General features: G+C 71.9%; 15 protein-coding genes. All 15 read left to right on the top strand.

Features of this window, described 5'->3' with window-relative positions; all coding sequences use genetic code 11:
* Positions 1-50: 50 nt before the first annotated feature.
* The 15 genes from ACYVOO_RS32040 to ACYVOO_RS31970 are packed head-to-tail and all read left to right on the top strand — an operon-like array spanning position 51 to position 21,084.
* Complete coding sequence (locus ACYVOO_RS32040) at positions 51-1,397, top strand: nucleotide sugar dehydrogenase (RefSeq protein ID WP_461019217.1); 1,347 nt, start codon at positions 51-53, stop codon at positions 1,395-1,397.
* Positions 1,390-2,655 carry a glycosyltransferase family 4 protein gene (locus ACYVOO_RS32035; protein WP_461019216.1) on the top strand — a complete coding sequence of 422 codons (1,266 nt, stop codon included), beginning with the start codon at positions 1,390-1,392 and terminating at the stop codon, positions 2,653-2,655. Before ACYVOO_RS32040 ends, ACYVOO_RS32035 begins: the two co-directional genes overlap by 8 nt.
* Positions 2,652-4,046 carry a Wzz/FepE/Etk N-terminal domain-containing protein gene (locus ACYVOO_RS32030; RefSeq protein ID WP_461019215.1) on the top strand — a complete coding sequence of 465 codons (1,395 nt, stop codon included), beginning with the start codon at positions 2,652-2,654 and terminating at the stop codon, positions 4,044-4,046. The genes ACYVOO_RS32035 and ACYVOO_RS32030 overlap by 4 nt, the downstream gene beginning before the upstream one ends.
* Positions 4,043-5,584 (top strand): Wzz/FepE/Etk N-terminal domain-containing protein, encoded by a 1,542-nt coding sequence (locus ACYVOO_RS32025; RefSeq protein WP_461019214.1) that lies wholly within the window; start codon positions 4,043-4,045, stop codon positions 5,582-5,584. Before ACYVOO_RS32030 ends, ACYVOO_RS32025 begins: the two co-directional genes overlap by 4 nt.
* A gap of 3 nt (positions 5,585-5,587) precedes the next feature.
* Complete coding sequence (gene asnB / locus ACYVOO_RS32020; RefSeq protein ID WP_461019213.1) at positions 5,588-7,516, top strand: asparagine synthase (glutamine-hydrolyzing); 1,929 nt, start codon at positions 5,588-5,590, stop codon at positions 7,514-7,516.
* Positions 7,517-7,541: 25 nt separating this feature from the next.
* The gene (locus tag ACYVOO_RS32015) at positions 7,542-9,860 is read left to right on the top strand and encodes a bi-domain-containing oxidoreductase (RefSeq protein ID WP_461019212.1); all 2,319 of its coding nucleotides are present in this window, start codon (positions 7,542-7,544) and stop codon (positions 9,858-9,860) included.
* Complete coding sequence (locus ACYVOO_RS32010; RefSeq protein ID WP_461019211.1) at positions 9,857-11,890, top strand: alginate lyase family protein; 2,034 nt, start codon at positions 9,857-9,859, stop codon at positions 11,888-11,890. The genes ACYVOO_RS32015 and ACYVOO_RS32010 overlap by 4 nt, the downstream gene beginning before the upstream one ends.
* 18 nt (positions 11,891-11,908) lie before the next feature.
* Positions 11,909-13,474 (top strand): right-handed parallel beta-helix repeat-containing protein, encoded by a 1,566-nt coding sequence (locus ACYVOO_RS32005; RefSeq protein ID WP_461019466.1) that lies wholly within the window; start codon positions 11,909-11,911, stop codon positions 13,472-13,474.
* 1 nt (position 13,475) lies between these two features.
* A complete protein-coding gene (locus ACYVOO_RS32000; RefSeq protein WP_461019210.1) occupies positions 13,476-14,765 on the top strand; it encodes an O-antigen ligase domain-containing protein in 1,290 nt (429 codons plus the stop codon).
* A gap of 2 nt (positions 14,766-14,767) precedes the next feature.
* Entirely contained in the window at positions 14,768-16,063 is a 1,296-nt protein-coding gene (locus ACYVOO_RS31995; protein WP_461019209.1) for a glycosyltransferase, read from the top strand.
* Positions 16,060-17,322 (top strand): class I SAM-dependent methyltransferase, encoded by a 1,263-nt coding sequence (locus ACYVOO_RS31990; protein WP_461019208.1) that lies wholly within the window; start codon positions 16,060-16,062, stop codon positions 17,320-17,322. Before ACYVOO_RS31995 ends, ACYVOO_RS31990 begins: the two co-directional genes overlap by 4 nt.
* Positions 17,319-18,140 (top strand): sugar phosphate nucleotidyltransferase, encoded by an 822-nt coding sequence (locus ACYVOO_RS31985; protein ID WP_461019207.1) that lies wholly within the window; start codon positions 17,319-17,321, stop codon positions 18,138-18,140. Before ACYVOO_RS31990 ends, ACYVOO_RS31985 begins: the two co-directional genes overlap by 4 nt.
* Positions 18,137-18,784 carry a PIG-L deacetylase family protein gene (locus ACYVOO_RS31980; RefSeq protein ID WP_461019206.1) on the top strand — a complete coding sequence of 216 codons (648 nt, stop codon included), beginning with the start codon at positions 18,137-18,139 and terminating at the stop codon, positions 18,782-18,784. Before ACYVOO_RS31985 ends, ACYVOO_RS31980 begins: the two co-directional genes overlap by 4 nt.
* A 3-nt stretch (positions 18,785-18,787) precedes the next feature.
* Positions 18,788-19,813, top strand: coding sequence for an NAD-dependent epimerase/dehydratase family protein (locus ACYVOO_RS31975; protein WP_461019205.1), 1,026 nt, complete (start codon positions 18,788-18,790; stop codon positions 19,811-19,813).
* Entirely contained in the window at positions 19,801-21,084 is a 1,284-nt protein-coding gene (locus tag ACYVOO_RS31970; RefSeq protein ID WP_461019204.1) for a DUF4910 domain-containing protein, read from the top strand. The genes ACYVOO_RS31975 and ACYVOO_RS31970 overlap by 13 nt, the downstream gene beginning before the upstream one ends.
* Position 21,085 lies beyond the last annotated feature (1 nt).

Genomic DNA, 21,085 nt, shown 5'->3' with positions numbered 1-21,085 from the left:
GGCGCACGGACGGCAGGCCACAAGGGCCTGTCCGGGGGGAGGAACGCGTCATGAAGGTGAGCGTTTTGGGGCTCGGCTACGTGGGCTGCGTGTCGGCCGCGTGTCTGGCCAGCCTGGGGCACGAGGTCGTCGGGGTGGATGTGAACCAGGCGAAGGTCGACCTGGTCAACGACGGCAAGGCCCCGGTGGTCGAGGAGCGGATCGGCGAGCTGATCGCCGAGGTCGTGCGGACCGGCGCTTTGCGCGCCACCGGCGACGTCCACGAGGCGGTCATGGGCAGCGAGGTGTCGCTGGTCTGCGTGGGCACACCGTCGGAGCCCAACGGCAGTCTGAGCACCGCGTATCTGGAGCGGGTCACCGAGCAGATCGGTGCCGCGCTGGCGGAGCGCAAGAGACAGAGCGAGGAGCAGGGCGGGGTACGGGGCGCGCGGCACACCGTCGTGTTCCGCAGCACCATGCTCCCGGGCACCTGCCTGAACCTGCTGGTGCCGATCCTGGAGAAGTACGTCGGCGGCACGGCCGGGGTGGACTTCGGGGTCGCGGTCAACCCGGAGTTCCTGCGCGAGGGCACGAGCGTGCGGGACTTCTTCGACCCGCCCAAGACCGTCATCGGCCACCTCGACCCGGCGAGCGGCGACGCGGTGGCGGCGCTGTACGAAGGGCTGCCCGGCGAGGTGTTCCCGGTGCCGGTGCCGGTGGCCGAGGCGATCAAGTACGCGGACAACGCGTTCCACGGTCTCAAGATCGGCTTCGCGAACGAGCTGGGCGCGGTGTTCCAGGCGCTCGGGGTGGACTCGCACCAGGTGATGGACGTGTTCCTGGCCGACCGCAAGTTGAACATCAGCCCCGCCTATCTGCGGCCTGGCTTCGCCTTCGGCGGCTCCTGCCTGCCCAAGGACCTGCGCGGCCTGGTCCACGCCGCGCGGCGGGCCGATGTGTCGGTGCCCATCCTCGCCCATGTGCTGCCCTCCAACGCCGACCATCTGGAGCGCGCGGTGGAGCTGATCGAGCGCACCGGGAAGCGCCGGGCCGGGCTGTTCGGGCTGTCCTTCAAGCCCGGCACGGACGACCTGCGCGAGAGCCCGCTCGTCGCGCTGGCGGAGCGGCTCTTCGGCAAGGGGTACGACCTGCGGATCTACGACCCCAATGTGAGCCTCTCCCGGCTGCTCGGCGCGAACCGCGAGTACATCGAGACCCGGCTGCCGCACCTCGCGCAGTTGCTCGCCGACTCCGTCGACGAGGTGCTGGAGCACGCCGAGGTGTGCCTGGTCGGCACCAGGGACCCGGCCGTGCTGTCGGCACTGCCCCACGGCGAGGGCCCGATGATCGTCGACCTCATCCGTCTTCCCGACGCCGAGGCGCGCCGGGCCGAACCGGGGTACGTGAGCCTTGTCTGATGACGCGACGAGCGGCGCCGGGCCTGCCCGGCGCGCGCTGATCCTGGTGGAAAACCTGTCGGTGCCGTTCGACCGGCGGGTGTGGCAGGAGTGCACGACGCTGCGCGACGCGGGCTGGGAAGTGCACGTCATCTGTCCCCGGGGGAGCAAGCGGGACACGGAGCCGGAGGCGCTGGTCGACGGGGTGCGGATACACCGCTACCCGCTGCGCGCCGCCACCGGAGGACCGGCGGGCTATCTGCGGGAGTACGGTTCGGCGCTGTGGCACACGCTCCGGCTGGCCCGCAGGGTCGGCCCGGTCGACGTGGTCCACGCCTGCAACCCGCCTGACCTGCTGTTCCTGCCCGCGCTGTGGCTGAAGCGGCGCGGGGCGCGGTTCGTCTTCGACCAGCACGACCTCGTACCCGAGCTGTACCTGTCCCGGTTCGGCCGCGGCAAGGACCTGCTCTACCGCGCGGTGTGCGGGCTGGAGCGGCTCACCTACCGGGCAGCCGATGTCGTGCTCGCCACGAACGAGAGCTACCGGGACGTGGCGCAAGTGCGTGGCGGCAAGCGGCCCGGAGACGTCTTCGTGGTGCGCAGCGCACCGGACATCGACCGGTTCCACCCGGTGCCGCCCGAGCCCGAGCTGAAGCGCGGCAAGCCCCATCTGCTGTGCTACCTCGGCGTGATGGGCCCGCAGGACGGCGTCGACTACGCCTTGCGTGCCCTCGCGAAGCTGCGCGACGAACTGGGGCGTACCGACTGGCACGCCGTGTTCGTCGGCGGCGGCGACACCTTCGACGCGATGGTGGAGCTGTCCCGGCAGCTCGGGCTCGCGGAGCAGGTGCGGTTCACGGGGCGGGTTCCGGACGCCGATCTGGTGCGCTATCTGTCCACGGCCGACGTGTGCCTCTCCCCCGACCCGCGCAATCCGCTCAACGACGTGTCGACGATGAACAAGGTCCTGGAGTACATGGTCATGGGCCGTCCCATCGTCTCGTTCGACCTCCGGGAGGCACGGGTCTCCGCCGGTGACGCCGCCGTCTACGCGCCCGCCAACGACGAGGCCGAGTTCGCCGGGCACATCGCGCGGCTGCTGGACGATCCGGAGGAACGGGCCCGGATGGGCAAGATCGGCCAGGAGCGGATCAGCGGGCAGCTCTCCTGGCGCAACTCGCAGGCTTCGCTGCTCGCCGCCTACGCCGCCGCCTGCGAGGGACACCCTCCGGTGTCGGCGGGCGCTCCGGTGCGGGCCGGGAAGAAGGCGCGTCGTTGAGTGAGGACACGATACGCCTGGTCACGATCGGGCGGATCTTCCGTCGGCGCTGGCGTCTTCTCGCCGTCGCCGCCGTGGTGGGCGCGCTCGTCGGCTACGGCACCTCGCTGGTGCTTCCGCCGCGCTACACGACGTCGGCATCGGTGCTGCTGCCGGGGCAGTGGGAGGAGCGCGAGCTGCTGACCCAGTCGGAGATCGCGTCCAGTTCCGCGGTGGTCGACCGCGCGGCTGCCGCGCTCAACTGGGGAGGCGTCAGCGGCAGCGAGCTGCGGGACCAGGTGAGCGCCGAGGCGACCGAGGGCAACATCGTCCAGATCTCGGGCACGGCCGACACCCCGGAGCACGCGCAGCGGCTCGCCGACCAGGTGGCCCAGCAGTTCGTCAGCTTCACCGCGCGCATAGCGGGCGACAGCACCGACTCCGAAACGGCGGCGGGACCCGAGGCACTGCGGCAGAAGGTGATGCAGACCAACCGCCGCATCACTGCCCTGGCCGAGGCGGCCGATCCGGGACAGACCGTGGAGAGCGTGCAGACCCGCACCTCCCTGGAGCAGTTGCGCACCTCGCTGGAAGAGGCCATGAAGAAGCTGGACGAGGCCGACCCGGCGAACAACAAGGCCAACATGGTCGTCATGGGCCCGGCGGCCCCGCCGACCGGTGCGGCACCGCCCACCAGGACGCAGCTCATCGTCGGCGGGGCGCTGCTGTTCTTCCTGCTCGCGGTCGTCGGCCATCTCGCCGCCGCACGCGCCGACCGCCGGCCGCGCACCGGCCCGGAAGTGGCGGCGGCGCTGGGCTCGGCGCTGCTGGGCACCGTCGACGTGCCTGGTGAACGGGCCGCGCACCGGCCGGAGGGCGGTGGTGCGCGGGCCCGGGTCCGCAGGCTGCTGGGCACCGACACCCGGTGGGACATGCCGGAGCCGCGTGCGTCCGTCGACGAGGCAGGCAGACAGCTCCGCTACCGGCGGGTGTGTGCTCACCTCCGCACCCAACTGCCTTTCGCTCGGCGGCTGTTGGTCGTCGTGCCGGACGGCGACGACATCGCCCGCAGGGCAGCGGGGCAGCTCGTCACCGAGGCCGGGAGCGCGTCCCCGGGGCCTTCGGGCAGGGGCGACCCTCTGCTGCGGGTGGTGGAGGTCTCGGTGTCCCGGCCGCTGGTGCCGGACCGCGACACCGAGTCCGGCGCCCTGGTCGTGCTCAGCGCGGGCAGCCGCACCTCGGAGGAGCTGGCCGGTATCGCCGAGGCGTGTGCGGACGCACGGCACGAGGTCGTCGGCACCGTCGTCGCCTGCCCGGTCCAGGACCGTCCGGCGCGGACGGGCGGCGACCCTCCGGAGAACGCCGCCGCGGCGCCTCCGGAGCGCGGCCATGCGACGGGAGGTCCGGCGTGACGACGAGCACGACCGCCGAGCCGGCCTCCGGGCCGTCGGCGACCACCCCGCTGCTGGACCTCCAGTCGCTGGTGGTGGCGGTGCGCAGGCGCCGCCGCCTCTGGTGCTCACTGGCACTGCTGGGGCTGCTGGCCGGCATGCTGGTGGCGGTTCTGATGCCGCCACCGCCGACCGCGGTGACCAAGGTGCTGGTCGCGCACCAGGAGGACCAGCCGAACGACACGGGAACGCTGATCCGCACCGACGTCGAGCTGCTGGGGACCACGCGGATCGCCGGACTGGCCCTCAAATACCTCAAGTCCGGGGAGAAGCCGGAAGACTTCTTGCAGGACTACCGGGGCACAGGGCTGACCAACAACCTGCTCCAGATCGATGTGACAGGGGACAGCGAGGCCCAGGCGGTGGCCCGGGCCAGGGCGCTGGCCGATGCCTTCGTCGCCGACCATGTGCGGCGGATGCGGGAGACCGCGAAGGCCGAGGCCGAGGCGCTGCTCGACCAGCGTGACCGCATGCGGGAAGAGCTGGACGAGGTCAACAAGACGATCGAGGACCGGTCGGCGGAAGACGGTCCGAAGGGGTCGGCCAGCACCGAGTCGCTCTTCGCCCGCCGGGCCGAACTCAAGTCGAAGATCAGCGACTTCGACCAGCGGGCCGAGGAGGCGCGCACCGGCACGCCCCGGCTCGTCGCCGGTACGAAGATCGTGGACACCCCGCGCGCGGTGCCGTACTCCCTGCCCAAGACCGCTGTCACCAACGCCGGGATCGGGCTCGTCCTCGGGCTCGTCCTCGGGCTCGCGCTGGCCGCGGTCGGCGTGGTCGTGGCCGACCGTCCCGTGCTGCGCCGGGAGATCGCGGCGAACCTGGGGGCCTCGGTCGTCGCGGAGCTGCGCCGCGTGCCCCGTCTGCCGGTACGGCTGTGGCAGTGGCGGCGGACCCGCGCCGCGGGCGAACGGATCACCGCGATCCTGGCCCGCGCCGTGCGCGGCTCGACGGAACCGCTGTCGCTGCTGGAGCTGGGCTGCGCGCGCAGCACGAGCGCGATCGCGCTGAACGTCGCCAGGGCGCTGACGGCGGAGGGACCCGTGGTCGTCATCGACGGCCTGCCGGGCACGGAGCTGGCCAACAGCCGCCAGAAGCCCGGGGATCCGAGCGTGGTCAGCGGTGAGCGTGCCGCGGCCGTGCCGCATCAGACGCGCAGGCTCGGCGTCGGCTCCGTCGCACCCGGCACCGCGTGGACGGACCTGCACTACCTCGGCGCCCGCACCGTGCTCGTGGTGCGCGCCGGGCACGCCAGTGCCGCGTGGCTGCACACCGTGGCACGTCAGCTCGCGGACCAGCGCATTCCGGTGATCGGCGTGGTGCTGATCGACCCCGATCCGCGTGACCGTACCGACGGCACGCTGTGGGACGGGCCGCACACGGCACTGCGCGGCCCTTTTGACCGGCCGGCCCGGCAGCACGGGACAGACAGGGCCCGGACGGAGCGGCCGTCGAAGTCGGCCGCACGGGTCCCGTACAGCGACCAGGAGGCCAGGTAACACATGTGTGGCATCGCAGGCACATACCGATGGCCGGACGGGAAGGCCGTGACCGAGCGGCTCACCGACGTCCTGGCCCACCGCGGCCCGGACGGGTCCGGCCGCTACAGCCACCCCGCAGGTGACGGCGAGGTGCACCTCGGGCACCGTCGGCTGGCCATCATCGACCTGTCGGAGACGGGCGCCCAGCCGATGGTCTCGGGCGGCCTCGCCCTCACGTACAACGGCGAGCTGTACAACGCGCCCGAGCTGCGTGCCGAACTGCAGAGTCTCTCAGTGCGGTTCCGCGGCACCTCCGACACCGAGGTGGTGCTGGAGGCGTGGCGGCGCTGGGGCACGGACTGCCTGCCCCGGCTGCGCGGCATGTTCGCGTTCGGCGTCTTCGACGAGCGGACCGGCGAACTGGTCCTGGCACGCGACCAGTTGGGCATCAAGCCGCTGTTCCTGCTGCGGCGCGGCGGGGGCCTGGTGTTCGCCTCCGAGCTGAAGGCGCTCGCCGCCGCGACCGGCGGTTCACTGGAGGTGGACCACGGGGCGCTGGTGGCCTCGCTGCTGTACTACTGGGTGCCGGACTCGCGCTGCGCGTACCGCGAGGCGGAGAAGCTGCCGCCGGGGAGCTGGCTGCGGTGCCGCCCCGACGGGCGGGTGGAGCGCGGCCGGTACTGGAACCTCAAGGACGTCGCGGCGGAGGGGCGGGAGCGGGCCCGGAGCGGCGAACTGCCGGACCTGGCCGCCATCGTCGAGGAGTCGACCCGGCAGCACCTGCTCTCCGACGTGCCCGTGGCGACGTTCCTCTCCGGCGGTCTCGACTCCAGCTATCTGACGGCACTGGCGGCCCGCCACCAGCCCGGGATCTCCGCCTACACGATCGGGTTCCGCGCCGAGGACGCCAGGTTCGAGGCGATGCCCGACGACCTGCGCTACGCCCGGCAGGTGGCCGAGCGGTTCGGCGTCGACCTGCACGAGATCGAGATCGCGCCGAACGTGCTCGACCTGCTGCCGCGGATGACGTACCACCTGGACGAGCCGATCGGCGACCCCGCCGCGATCAACACCTTCCTGATCTGCTCGGCGGCGCGGGAGGCCGGGGTGAAGGTGATGCTCTCGGGGATGGGCGCCGACGAGCTGTTCGCCGGGTACCGCAAGCACCTGGCCAACCTGCTCGCGCTGCGCTACCAGCGCGTCCCCCGGCCCCTGCGGCGCGGGGTGTACCGGGCCGTGGACCGGCTGCCGGTCGCCTCGGCCCGCCGGGGGTACCGCTCCGTGCGCTTCGCGAAGCGGTTCCTCTCCTTCGCCGAGCTGCCGGAGGAGACCGCGTTCCGGCGCAGCTACACCATGTACGACCAGGAGGAGCTGCTCGCCCTGGTCGATCCGGACCTGGCCGGGACGGTCGAGGACGTGCTGACGGAGCACGCCGACGTCTACGAGGACAACGAGCTGGACGACTTCGTCAACCGCATGTGCCTGGGCGACGCGCGGATGTTCCTGCCGGGCCTGAACCTCGCGTACACGGACCGCTCCAGCATGGCCGCCTCGACCGAGGTGCGGGTGCCGTACGTGGACGTCGAGGTGGTCAGGGCGGCGTTCGCCGTGCCCGGCGACCGCAAGATCGTCGGACGGCAGGGGAAGGCCGTCCTCAAGGAGGCGGCCACCTCCGTCCTGCCCAAGGAGATCGTGTACCGGCCCAAGGGCCTGTTCAGCGCCCCGCTGCGGGCCTGGATGAGCCGGGACCTGGCGCCGCTGGTGCGCGAGGTGGTGCACGACGGCGTACTCGTCGGCTCCGGGCTCCTGCGCCGCGACGCGCTGGCGCGGATGGTCGCCGAGGACGCCGCAGGGCAGCGGGACTTCTCCAAGCATCTGTGGCACGTGCTGACCCTGGAGTACTGGTACCGCGACGCGATCTCTGGCTCCGGCCAGAGCCGGGCGGCCTGACAGCGTGGAAACAAGAGGAGCTCGGGTGAAACAGGTTGTGCAGAACTACAAGAGCGGCGAGCTGGCGCTGCTCGACGTGCCGGTGCCGGGGTGCAAGCCGGGCGGCGTGCTGGTGCGGAGCGCCTACTCGCTGATCTCCACCGGGACCGAGCTGATGAAGGTGTCGGAGGCCGGGATGTCGATGGTGGGCAAGGCCCGCTCCCGCCCCGACCAGGTGGCCAAAGTCATGCAGAGCGTGGCCACCAACGGGCTGCCCGCCACCTACCGCAAGGTGATGGGCAAGCTGGACTCCTACACGCCGCTGGGCTACTCGCTGTGCGGGGTGGTCGAGCAGGTCGGCGCCGGGATCGACGACGTGAAGGCCGGGGACCTCGTGGCCTGCGCGGGCAACGAGCACGCGTTGCACGCCGAGCTGAACTGGGTGCCGAAGAACCTCTACGCGCCGGTGCCGGACGGTCTCGCGGCGCGGCACGCGGCCTTCGGCACCGTCGGGGCGATCGCGATGCAGGGTGTCCGGCGCGGCGAACCGCAGCTCGGCGACGCGGCGCTGGTCATCGGCCTCGGGCTGATCGGGCAGTTGGTGGTGCGGTTGCTGGCCGCCTCGGGAGTGCGCGTCGTCGGCGCTGACCCCGACCCGGCGCGCTGCGAGCTGGCCGAGCGCGCGGGCGCGGCGGCCTGCGGCGATCCCGCGTCCGCCGCCGTGGAGGCCGCCGTAGCCGAGCTGACCGGCGGGCACGGCGTCGACCAGGTGTATCTGGCCGCCGGTGGCGGCAGCAACCAGCCCGTCGAGCTGGCGGCGCGGCTGAGCCGGGACCGGGGCCGGGTCGTCGACATCGGCAAGTGCCGCCTGGACCTGCCGTGGAACGCGTACTACGAGAAGGAGCTGGACGTCCGGTTCTCCCGCTCGTACGGCCCCGGGCGCTACGACCCGGAGTACGAACTGGAGGGGCGGGACTACCCGATCGGCTATGTGCGCTGGACGGAGCGCCGCAACCTGGCGTGCTTCCTCGATCTCTGCGCCCGGGGGCGCGTCGACGTGGAGCCGCTGGTCTCGCACATCGCCGACTTCGACGACGCCGTCGGGACGTACCAGCGGCTGAAGGACGGCGATCTGAAGGCCGTGGCCGTGCTGTTCCGGTATCCGGGGCCCGCCGAGCAGGCGGCCGAGACCGAGGCGCCGACGGAGGCGCCGACGGAGGCGCCGACGGAGGCGCCGACGGGAGCGGACACCGGAGCGGAAACGGAGGCGGAAGCGGAAGCTCCGTCGAAGACCGGGGCCCCGGCGGTGACCGTGCCCCCGGTGAAGCGGCCCGGCGGCGGTGCGTCCGCCCAGGGCACCCCGGCCGCCGCCAGGGCCGCCAAGGCTCCGGTGAAGCTGGCGTTCGTCGGCGCGGGCAACTACGCGACGTCGATGCTGCTGCCGCACCTCGCGCAGCGCGACGGCGTCGAGCTGTCCACGGTCGTCACCACGACGTCGCTGTCAGCGGCCAACGCGCAGCGCAAGTTCGGCTTCGCCGGGGCGACCACCGATCTCGACGCCGTGCTCGGCGACCCGTCCATCGACGCGGTGTTCGTGGTCACCCGGCACAGCTCACATGCCTCACTGACCCGGAGGGCGCTGCTGGCGGGCAAGGCGGTGTTCGTGGAGAAGCCCCTCGCGCTCACCGAGGACGAGCTGTCCGGCGTGCTCGCGGCGGTGGAGGAGTCCGGCAACGACCGGATACAGGTGGGCTTCAACCGCCGGTTCGCGCCGCTGCTGCAAGAGGCCAGGAAGCGGTTCGGCGCCCGGACAGGACCGGCGAGCGTCCGCTACCTGATCAACGCGGGCCGCCTTGAGCACGGAAGCTGGTACCTGCGGCAGGGCACCGAGGGCTCGCGGTTCGCGGGCGAGGGCGGGCACTTCATCGACACGGTGAGCTGGCTGCTCGGGACCGACCCGGTCTCGGTGTACGCGGTCGCCGCGCCCGGCAACGAGGGCAGCGGCGACGTCCAGACCGTGCTGCGCTACCCGGACGGGTCCACCGCCACCATCAGCTACGTCACCACCGGCGCGGCGGGCTTCCCCAAGGAGACCCTGGACCTCGTCGCCGACGGCAAGGTGCTGCGGCTCGACGACTTCACGCGTGCATCGGTGTACGGGCAGAAGAAGTGGGTCAGCTCGCGGCTGCCCAAGGCGCGGGACAAGGGCCAGGAAGCCGAGCTGGCCGCGTTCGTCAAGGCCGTCAGGTACGGCAGGCCGATGCCGGTGCCGCTGGAGTCGCTGGCCGCCACCACCGCGGCCACCCTCGCCGTGCGGACCGCTCTGACCAGCGGCGTGCCCGTGACGCTGGAGAGAGCGCGATGAGCATGAACGCGGGCTGGTACCTGCGGCGGCTCTCCCGGATGGGGCCGCGGGAGGTCGGCGGCCGGGTGGGCGACGCCGTGCGCAGACGGCGGTGGCGCTCGGCACCCCCCGAGTGCCCCCGCGTGTCCGGCGCCCGCTTCACGGCGGCGCTGCCCGCCGAGGCGGTCGCCGCGATACCACCGGACGCCGCGAAGCGCCTCGTCGCCGAGGCGGACCGGCTGATGGACGGGCACGCCGAATACTTCGGCGTGCACCGCGACGATCTGGCGGACCCCGACTGGTGGTACGACCCGAAGACCGGGCGCCGGGCCACGCCGGGCTATGCCTTCGACGTGCCGTACCGCGACGAGGACGCGGTCGGGGACATCAAGCAGATCTGGGAGCCGTCCCGGCACCAGTACCTCACCGTGCTCGCCGTCGCCTACGCCATCACAGGCAACGACCGTTACGCCGAGCGGGTGGCCGCGCACCTGCGTTCGTGGTGGGCGGCCAACCCGCCGCTGCGCGGGGTGCACTGGATCAGCGGCATCGAGCTGGGCATCCGGCTGCTGTCGTGGGTGTGGATACGTCGGCTGCTCGACAACTGGCCGGGCGCGGCAGGGCTGTTCGAGGACAACCCGGTGGCGCTGAACCAGATCTGGCACCACCAGCGCTGGCTGGCCGCCTTCCCCAGCCGGGGCTCGTCGGCGAACAACCACGTCATCGCCGAGGCCGCCGGGCAGTTCGCCGCCGCCTGCGCGTTCGGCTGGTTCCCCTCCTCGGCGCGCTGGCGGGCCGACGCGCTGCGCTCGCTGGAGCGGCATCTGCGGGGCAACACCTTCGCGTCGGGGCTCAACCGCGAGCTGGCGACCGAGTACCACGGCCTGGTGCTGGAGCTGGGGCTCGCGGCGGTGGCCGAGGCGGACGCCGCCGACGTGCCGGTGCCCGCTTCGGTGCGGCTGGTGCTGCTGCGGATGACCGACGCGCTCGCGGCCGTCGTGGACAACCGGCTGCGGCCACCGCGCCAGGGGGACGCGGACGACGGGCACGGTCTGATCGTGGACGGCGCGGGCACCGACCGCTGGGCCTCGCTGCTGGCCACCGGGGACGCCGTGTTCGGCTCTCGCCCCTGGTGGCCGACGGTGACCGCCACCGATGTGCGCACCCCGCTGCTGGCCGCGCTCATCCGGCCGTACCCGAAGGACGGCAGCGCGCCTGACGTGGCGCGTCCGGCGACCCGCCCGGCGCACTTCGCCGACGCGGGCATGACCATCCTGCGCGGTCCAGGGAAGACCGGGGAGATCTGGTGCCGCTGCGACGGCGGCCCGCACGGCTTCCTGTCCATCGCCGCGCACGCCCACGCGGACGCGCTGTCCGTGGAGGTCCGGCACGACGGGGTCGACGTGCTCGCCGACCCGGGCACGTTCTGCTATCACGGGCAGCCCGAGTGGCGGCGGTACTTCCGGTCGACCCTCGGACACAACACCCTGCAACTGGACGGCGCCGACCAGTCCGTCTCCGGCGGCCCGTTCCTCTGGACCCGGCATGCCCGCAGCCGCGTCCTGGCCGTGGACACCCCCGGTACCTCCGACGTCTCCGGCGCCTCCGGCAAGGGCGTGGCCCGATGGTGCGCCGAACACGACGGCTACGGGCGCTCCGTGCACCGTCGCCGGGTGGAACTGACGGCCGCCGAGCAGGAGCTGAGGGTGACCGACGAGGTGCGCGGCCCGCGCCGTGCCGTGCACCTGGCGTTCCACCTCGGCCCGGCGATCGCCGCCGACCTGGTGGGGAACTGGGCGGTGCTCACCTGGACGCGGGACGGCGAGGACCGCTTCGCGGTGCTCGACCTGCCCGGGCAACTGAGCTGGCGGGCGCATCGCGGCGAGACCGATCCTTCCCCAGGCTCTTCGAGCGGGGGACACCCCATCCTGGGCTGGTACTCCCCCGGCTTCGGACGCAAGGAACCCTCCACGACGCTCGTCGGCACCGGTTTCACCGACGGCACCGCGTTGTCGGGGGAGTTCACCACCGTGCTCAGGTTCCGCGGCTAGGGAGGACGCGTGGGGATCGTGGGGATCAAGTGGCGGCACTCGACGTTGCCGGCGGCACCGCTGCCGACGGCACCTCTGGCGTTGGCCCTGCTGGCGCTTGCCCTGCTGGCGACGGCGGGCTGTGTGAGCACACCGGACGCCCCGGCGGCTGAGGCGACCGCCGCGCCGTCCACATCCGCGGCCCGGCCCGTCGCCCGGGTGTGCGACAAGCCCGCGAGCGGGCCCGCGAAGGCACCTGCGGGCGCGGTGACCGTCGATCCCGCGAAGGTCGGTGATCTGGCGGCGAAGACGAAGAGCAACCCCCCGGGCACCACCTTCTGGCTCCGCACCGGCAAGCACCGGCTCGATCCGGACCGCTACTCCCAGGTCGTCCCGAAGAAGGGGAACCGCTACCTCGGCGCTCCGGGCGCGGTGCTCGACGGCCGGAAGACCAACCAGTACGCGTTCGGCGGCGAAGCCCGCGACGTCACCATCCGCCAGCTGACCGTGCAGGGCTTCGTCGCGCCGCAGAACGAGGGCGTGGTCAACCATGACTCGGCCGACGGATGGGCGATCGAGCACGCGACGATCCAGAAGAACTCCGGTGCCGGGCTGATGGCCGGTGACCGCCAGCGGGTGCGTGCGAGCTGCCTGCGCGACAACGGCCAGTACGGCATGAACGCGTACAAGGCCGACGGCGGGGTCAGCGATCTGGTCGTCGAGGGCAACGAGATCACGGGCAACAACACCGACGACTGGGAGCGGCGGCGCAAGGGCTGCGGCTGCACCGGTGGCATCAAGTTCTGGGCCGTCGACGGCGCCGACGTGCGCGGCAACTGGGTGCACGACAACCGTGGAGCCGGGCTGTGGGCTGACACCAACAACAACGACTTCCGCGTCGAGAACAACGTGATCGAGACCAACGACGGTGCGGCGCTGATCTACGAGACCAGCTACAACGCGGTCATCCGCAAGAACACGATCCGGCGGAACAACTGGGCCGAGGGCCGCAGATACGCCGACCGCGAGGACAACTTCCCGTACGCGACCGTCTACCTCTCCGAGTCCGGCGGCGAACCACGCATCCACGCCCGTACGGACAAGATCGAGATCTACCAGAACGTGCTGGAGAACAACTGGAACGGCATCACCCTGTGGGAGAACGCCGACCGGTTCTGCAACAGCCCGGCCAACACCTCCTCCGGTGACTGCACGTTGCTGGTGCGGGACTCCGACCGCTGCGAGCGGCCCGGGATCGCCACCGCGCCGCTCTACGCCGACTGCCGGTGGAAGACCCAGCGCGTGGACATCCACGGCAACCGCTTCGTGCTGGACACGTCCGTCGTCGAGTGCACGGAGCAGTGCGACCGCATGGCGGTGCTGGCCAACTACGGCACCTATCCGGACTGGTCGCCGTACAAGGGCGAGCGGGTGGCCGAGGCGATCACCCACAAGCAGCACAACCGCTGGCACGACAACGTCTACCTCGGGCCGTGGAAGTTCGTCGCCCACGACCCGAGCAAGGTGCTCGACTCGGGGCAGTGGCAGGGCACGCCGTACGAGCAGGACGCGGGCAGCACCTTCCAGCCGCAGGAAGGGGGTTGAGATGGGTTCCGCCGACACATCGAAGGCCACCGGCACACCGAAGACGGGGACACCGAAGACGGGGACACCGAAAGCCGTCGGGATCGTCTGGGGGCTGCTGATCCTCAACACCCTCGGCTCCGCCGGGGCCGTGACCATCATCCCGCTCCCCCGCTCCCTCATCCAGTTGGTCACCATGGGCGCGCTCGTCGCCGCGTTCGCGCTGGCGCTCGCGCTCAACCTCCCGCTGCGCATCCGGGCCAGCGCCTTCCTGTTCCTGCTGACCATGCTGCTCGTGCCGAGCGTGGTCTCCAGCGCACACCTGGAGTCCGGGTTCGGGGCGCTGTTCCGCTGCACCCGGCTGGCTCTCTTCGTCAGCACGCTGTGGCTGCTCAGCCGCTGGTGGGACGGCGGCCTGACGTTCGTCCGGCACCACATCCGGATGTACTTCGCGGTGCTCGGCTCGGTGGCCGCCGGCCTGCTCATCTCACCCGGCGCCGCCATGCCCGAGCTGTACGGCGGGCGGCTGGTCGGCGCGCTGTGGCCGCTCACCCCGCCGCAGATCGGACAGTACGCCGCGGTGATCATCGGGCTCGCCGTGCTGCTCGTACTGGGCCGCAGGACCGACAGGGCCAGTGCGGCGGTGGTCATCGTGCCCTCCCTCGTCCTGCTCGCGCTGACCCACACCCGTACGGCCACCCTCGGCCTGCTCATCGGGCTGGCGCTGGCGATCGGCTCGCTCGTCCTGACCAGCGCCGCCGCGCGCCGGTTCTTCACCTGGGCGGTGCTGATCGCGGCGGTGGCCGCTGTGGGGTTCGCCTCCCTGCTCCAGGAGTGGTTCCTGCGCGGGCAGAGCCAGGAGAACCTCACCAGCCTGACCGGCCGGGCCAAGGTCTGGGACGCCCTGCTGGCGGCGCCCCGGGCGACCGGGGAGCAGTTGTTCGGCGTGGGCCTGGGCGACAAGTCGTTCGGCGGGCTGCCGATCGACAACAGTTGGCTGGCCGTCTACCACGAACAGGGCCTGACCGGCGTCACGCTCGTGGCGGCCGTCTTCCTCGTGCTCGGCGGTGTCGCGCTGCTGCGGCCACCGTCGCTGTCGAGGGCCTGCGCGATCTTCCTGATCAGCTACTGCGCGATCGCGTCGTACACCGAGGCAGGACTCGGCGACGCCTCGCCGTATCTGCTGCATCTGGCCCTGGCCGCCTCGCTGCTGGTGACACCCACGGCACCCGCCCCGGCCACGGCCCTCCCGAAGCCCGCAGTCCCACGACGACGTGTCCCGCGATGGGCCCAGAGATCAGAGGTTCCTTGAGCATGCACATTCTCGTGGTGCACAACCGCTACGCCTCGGCGCAGCCGAGCGGGGAGAACAAGGTCGTCGACCAGGAGGTGGCACTGCTGCGCGCGGCAGGCCACCGGGTCGAGATGTTCGAGCGGCGCAGCGACGACATCGCGGCGCGGAACCTGCTGGGCAAGGCCGCGATTCCGCTGCTGGTGCCGTGGAACCCGGCGGTCCGCGAGGAACTCGCCGCCCGGCTCCGCGCCTCGCGCCCCGACGTGGTGCACGTCCACAACGTCTTCCCGCTCCTGTCGCCCGCTGTGCTGGCCGCCTGCGCCGACGCGGGTGTGCCCGCCGTCGCGACGCTCCACAACTACACGCAGGTCTGCCCGCCCGGCACGCTGCAACGGGACGGCCGCCCGTGCACCGAGTGCGTCGGCTCCGCGCCGCTCGCACCGCTGCCCGCCGTCCGGCACGGCTGCTACCGGGGCTCCCGGCTGGCGACGGTGCCGCTCGCGGTCAGCCTGTCGGCCAACCGGCGGCTGTGGTGGTCGGGGGTGGAGCGGTTCCTGTGCATCTCCGCCGCACAGCGCGACGTGCTGGTGCGGTCCGGCATGCCGCCCGAGCGGCTGGTGGTGAAGCACAACTTCGTGCCGGAGCCGGGCGCACGCCGGACGGGTGACGGCGAGCATCTGCTCTATCTCGGCCGCCTCGCCGAGGCCAAGGGTGTGCGGCTGCTCATGGCCGCGTGGGACGAGATCACGGCGGGCGGCGGTGTGGGCGTGCCGCTCGTGATCGCCGGTACGGGGCCGCTGGAGCGGGAGGTGACCGAGTGGGCGGCGGGCCGGGACGACGTGCGGTATGTCGGCCTGTACGACGCGGCGCAGAGCCGGGAGGCCATCGCGCGGTCGGTCGCCGTGGTGGCTCCCTCGACGTGGCTGGAGGCGTTCGGCCTGGTGGTCGTGGAGGCGATGGCGGCCGGGGTCCCGGCCGTCGCCGCCGGGCACGGTGCCTTCGTCGAACTCGTCGAGGACGGGGTGACCGGGCTGCTGCACGAGCCGGGCGAGCCCGCCTCGCTCGCGTCGCACATACGCCGGGCAGCGGCCGATCCGGGCCGCAACCGGGAGATGGGCCGGGCGGCTCGGCGCCGGTACGAGCTGGGGTTCAGCCCGGCCGTCGGCCTGGAGCGCCTGGTGGAGGAGTACCGCACCGCGATCGCGGGTCGGTCCGGCGGCGGGGAAGACCCGCCGCCGAAAGGAAACACAGGAAACGAAAGCGCTGACTCGCGGCGGGGGGCCCGCGCGAGCAGGGGGGATGGGGACACCAGATGACACGATGCCGACTCTGCGGCTCGGAAGCGATGACGAGCGTCGTCGATCTCGGGGCGACACCGCCGTGCGAGAGCTTCCTCGCCGCCGACCAACTCGACCAGCCGGAACCGGCGTACCCGCTGCATCTGCGGGTGTGCACGGAGTGCTGGCTGGCGCAGATACCGCCGCTGATCACCCCGGAGGACACGTTCAAGGAGTACGCGTACTTCTCCTCGTACTCGACCTCGTGGGTGGAGCACGCGCGCACGTTCGTCGCCGAAGCGGCGGCGCGGGCGGGGCTCGAAGCCAAGGGGCAGGACGCCTTCGTCGTCGAGGTCGCGAGCAACGACGGGTATCTGCTGAAGCACGTGGTGGACCGGGGGATCCGCTGCCTCGGCATCGAGCCGTCGGTGAACGTCGGCGCCGCGGCGCGCGAGGCGGGTGTGCCCACGCTCACGGAGTTCCTGAGCCCGGACACCGGCTCGGCCGTCCGCGCCGAGCACGGCCCGGCGGACCTCGTCGTGGCCAACAACGTGTACGCGCACATCCCCGACGTGGTCGGGTTCACCCAGGGTCTGCGCGCCCTGGTCGCGGACGACGGCTGGGTCTCGATCGAGGTGCAGCATCTGCTGACGCTGATCGAGGAGAACCAGTACGACACCATCTACCACGAGCACTTCCAGTACTACACCGTCGCGTCCGCGATCCGGGCGCTGGCGAGCGGCGGGCTCACGCTCGTGGACGTCGAGCTGCTGCCCACGCACGGCGGCTCCATCCGGCTGTGGGCCCGTCCGGCCGAGGTGGCCGGTGAGCCGAGCCGCCGGGTGGCCGAGGTGCTGGACAGGGAGAAGGCCGCCGGGCTCCAGGAGCTGTCCGGGTACACCGAGTTCTCGACGCGGGTGGCCAAGGTGCGCCGGGACCTTCTGCGGTTCCTCATCGAGGCGGCCGAGCGCGGTGAGACGGTCGTCGGCTACGGCGCCCCCGGCAAGGGCAACACCCTGCTCAACCACTGCGGCATCCGGCCCGACCTGCTCACGTACACGGTGGACCGCAACCCGTACAAGCACGGCAGGTTCACACCGGGCACCCGCATCCCGATCCTGCCGCCCGAGCGGATCGCCGCCGACAAGCCGGACTACGTGCTCGTCCTGCCGTGGAACCTGCGGGACGAGCTGATCGAGCAGCTTTCCTTCGTGCACGACTGGGGCGGACGGCTGGTCTTCCCCATCCCGGAACTGAGCATCGTCGAGGCCACGTCTTTGGAAGAGGGCACAGAATGAAGGTCGTACTGTTCTGCGGCGGCTACGGGATGCGGATGCGGAGCGGTGCCGCCGACGACGTGCCCAAGCCGATGGCGATGGTCGGCCCACGGCCGCTGATCTGGCACGTCATGCGCTACTACGCGCACTACGGGCACACCGAGTTCATCCTGTGCCTCGGCTACGGTGCACACCACATCAAGGACTTCTTCCTCAACTACGAGGAGACGACGTCCAACGACTTCGTGCTGCGCGGCGGACGCACCGAACTGCTCTCCACCGACATCTCGGACTGGACGATCACCTTCGTGCAGACCGGCGTCGAGTCGCCGATCGGTGAGCGGCTGCGCCGGGTGCGGCAGCATCTGGACGGCGACGAGATGTTCCTCGCCAACTACGCCGACGTGCTCACCGACGCCCCGCTGCCCCAGATGGTCGAGAACTTCGCCCGGCGCGACGCGGGTGCCTCGATGATGGTGGTGCCGCCGCAGTCCTCGTTCCACTGCGTGGAACTGGGCGAGGACGGCCTGGTGGGAGGCATCACCGCGGTGAGCGAACTGCCGCTGTGGGAGAACGGCGGCTACTTCGTGCTGCGTCAGGAGGTCTTCGACCACATACCGGAGGGCGGGGACCTGGTCGCCGACGGATGCGCCCAACTGGCCAAACAGGGACGGCTGGTGGCGCATCAGCACCGAGGCTTCTGGAAGCCGACCGACACCGTGAAGGAGCGGGCCGCGCTCGACGCCGCCTACACGCGGGGCGACCGCCCGTGGGCCGTGTGGGAGCGGGACGCCAGTGGCAAGGCCGGTGGCAAGGAAGCAGCGGGGGTGCGGGCGTGATCCGGCTCGGGACCGCGCGCCTGGACCGGGTCGCCGCGATGGGCGCGCACTGCGACGACATCGCCATCGGCGCCGGGGGCACGCTGCTCGCGATATGCCTCGCACGCCCCGGCATCCGCGTCGACGCGCTGGTGCTCTCCGGCGGTGGCGGCGAGCGGGAGCAGGAGGAGCGGGCCGCGCTCGCCGCCTTCTGCCCCGGCGCCGACCTGCGGCTGACCGTGCTCAAGCTGCCGGACGGCCGCATGCCCGCGCACTGGGAGGAGGCCAAGGCCGCCGTCGAGGAGCTGCGCGAGCGCACAGACCCCGACCTGGTGCTGGCCCCGCGCGCCGATGACGCGCACCAGGACCACCGGAGCCTGGCGCGGCTGGTGCCCACCGCGTTCCGCGACCACCTCGTGCTCGGCTACGAGATCGTCAAGTGGGACGGCGATCTCGGCCGGATGGCGGCGTACCAGCCGCTGTCGCCGGAGATCGCCGAACAGAAGGTACGGCTGTTGCAGGAGCACTACCCCTCGCAGCGGCACAGGCCCTGGTACGACCGGGAGGCATTCCTCGGGCTCGCCCGCATCCGCGGGATCGAATGCCACGCGCGCTACGCCGAGGCGTTCGCCGTCACCAAACTCACTCTCGACCTGGGGGACTGAACCTTGCGCGTACTGCTGACCGGACACCAGGGCTACCTGGGCACCGTGATGGCCCCGGTCCTCACGGCCGCCGGACACGAGGTCGTCGGCCTCGACTCCGGCCTGTTCGCCGACTGCCTGCTGGGCCCGGCGCCCGCGGAGCCCCGGGGGCACCGGGTGGACCTGCGCGACGTCACGGCGGAACACGTGGCCGGGGTGGACGCCGTGATCCACCTGGCCGCGCTCTCCAACGACCCGCTGGGCTCGCTGGCCCCCGACCTCACGTACGACATCAACCACCACGCCTCCGTGCGGCTGGCCCGGCTGGCCCGCGACGCCGGGGTGCGGCGCTTCCTGTACGCGTCGACGTGCTCGGTCTACGGCGCTGCGGGCGGGGACGAGCTGGTGACCGAGGAGGCGCCGCTGCGCCCTGTGACCCCGTACGCGGAGTCCAAGGTGCGGGTGGAGGACGATCTGCACGCGCTGGCCGACGGCGACTTCAGCCCGGTGTTCATGCGCAACGCCACCGCCTTCGGCTACTCGCCCCGGCTGCGCGCCGACATCGTGCTGAACAACCTGGTGGGCCACGCGCTCCTGTCCGGCGAGGTGCTGGTGCTCTCCGACGGCACCCCCTGGCGCCCGCTGGTGCACGCCGCCGACATCGCACGTGCCTTCACCGCCGCGCTGACCGCGCCGCGCGAGGCGGTGCACGATCAGGCGTTCAACATCGGCAGCGAGGTCAACAACGTCACCGTCGCCGAGATCGCCGAGCAGGTCGCGGCGGCGGTGCCCGGCTCGAAGGTGAACATCACCGGGGAGACGGGCGCCGATCCGCGCTCGTACCGGGTGGACTTCTCCCGGTTCCGGGCCGCCGCCGACGGCTTCGACTGCGAGTGGACGGTGAAGCAGGGCGCGCTCGAACTCGCCGACGCCTACCGCGAGCACGGCCTGACCCGGGAGGACTTCGAGCAGCGCTTCACCCGGCTGGCCGTGCTGCGCGCGGCGTCGGACACCGGTGCCGTCGACGACACCCTGCGGTGGCGACGGTGACCACAGCGGGCGAGGCGATGTACGCACTGGTGGAGCGGCTGTACCCGCTCTGCCGGAGCATCACGGGGGACGGTGTGCGCGCCACCCTGGAGATCGTCGGCGAGTACGTTCCGCTGCGCGTGCACGAGGTGCCGACGGGGACCCAGGTGCTCGACTGGACGGTGCCGCAGGAGTGGAACATCCGGGACGCGTACATCGCCGACGCCTCGGGCAACCGCGTCGTCGACTTCGCCGCGTCCAGCCTGCACGTGCTCGGCTACAGCGTCCCGGTGTCGCGGACCATGCCCCTGGCCGAGCTGCGCGCACACCTGCACACCCTGCCGGAGCACCCGTCCTGGGTGCCGTACCGCACCAGCTACTACAAGCCGGACTGGGGGTTCTGCCTGGCCCAGGAGACGTTGGACGCGCTGCCGGACGGCGAGTACGAGGTCCGTATCGACTCCACACTCGCGGACGGCCACCTCACCTACGCCGAGCACGTCGTCCCCGGGCAGGTCCCCGACGAGGTGATCGTCTCCTGCCATGTGTGCCACCCGTCGCTCGCCAACGACAACCTGGCGGGCATCGCGGTGGCGGTGTTCCTGGCCCGGGCGCTGGCGGAGCGGAGCCCGTACTACACCTACCGGTTCATCTTCGCGCCCGGCACCATCGGCGCCATCACCTGGCTGGCCCGCAACAGGGAGCGGATCGACCAGGTCAAGCACGGTCTCGTGCTGGCCTGCGCGGGCGACCCCGGCCAGCTGACGTACAAGCGGAGCAGGCAAGGCGACGCGGACATCGACCGGGTCCTGCGGCATGTGCTGGCCGCCTCCGAACGCCCGCACCACATCGCCGAGTTCACCCCGTACGGCTACGACGAGCGGCAGTTCTGCTCGCCCGGCTTCGACCTCGGTGTGGGCTCGCTCAGCAGGACCCCGTACGCCCGCTACCCGGAGTACCACACGTCTGCGGACAACCTGGACTTCGTCTCCCCGGAGGCGATGGCGGACACGCTCGCCGTCTGCCGCGAGGCGTTCGCCGTGCTGGACCGCAACCGGCGGTACCTCAACCTCAGCCCTTACGGCGAGCCGCAGTTGGGCCGTCGTGGGCTGTACGACGCACTCGGCGGACGCAGCGACGCGAAGCAGACAGAGATGGCCATGCTCTGGGTCCTCAGTCTCTCCGAGGGCGAGCACAGTCTGCTGGACATCGCCGAGCGGTCCGGGCTGCCATTCGACACCGTCGCCACCGCTGCCGAGGCGCTGCACGGCGCCGGGCTGATCAAGGCATGAC

The organism is Streptomyces daliensis (assembly GCF_054782395.1).
This window is presented reverse-complemented; position numbering and strand designations above follow the sequence as displayed.

Bases quoted from the DNA above. Each gene is read 5' to 3' on its own strand.
- ACYVOO_RS32000 (WP_461019210.1), top strand. From the start codon at position 13,476: ATGGGTTCCGCCGACACATCGAAGGCCACCGGCACACCGAAGACGGGG.
- ACYVOO_RS32010 (WP_461019211.1), top strand. From the start codon at position 9,857: ATGAGCATGAACGCGGGCTGGTACCTGCGGCGGCTCTCCCGGATGGGG.
- asnB (WP_461019213.1), top strand. From the start codon at position 5,588: ATGTGTGGCATCGCAGGCACATACCGATGGCCGGACGGGAAGGCCGTG.
- ACYVOO_RS31995 (WP_461019209.1), top strand. From the start codon at position 14,768: ATGCACATTCTCGTGGTGCACAACCGCTACGCCTCGGCGCAGCCGAGC.
- ACYVOO_RS32040 (WP_461019217.1), top strand. From the start codon at position 51: ATGAAGGTGAGCGTTTTGGGGCTCGGCTACGTGGGCTGCGTGTCGGCC.
- ACYVOO_RS31990 (WP_461019208.1), top strand. From the start codon at position 16,060: ATGACACGATGCCGACTCTGCGGCTCGGAAGCGATGACGAGCGTCGTC.
- ACYVOO_RS31985 (WP_461019207.1), top strand. From the start codon at position 17,319: ATGAAGGTCGTACTGTTCTGCGGCGGCTACGGGATGCGGATGCGGAGC.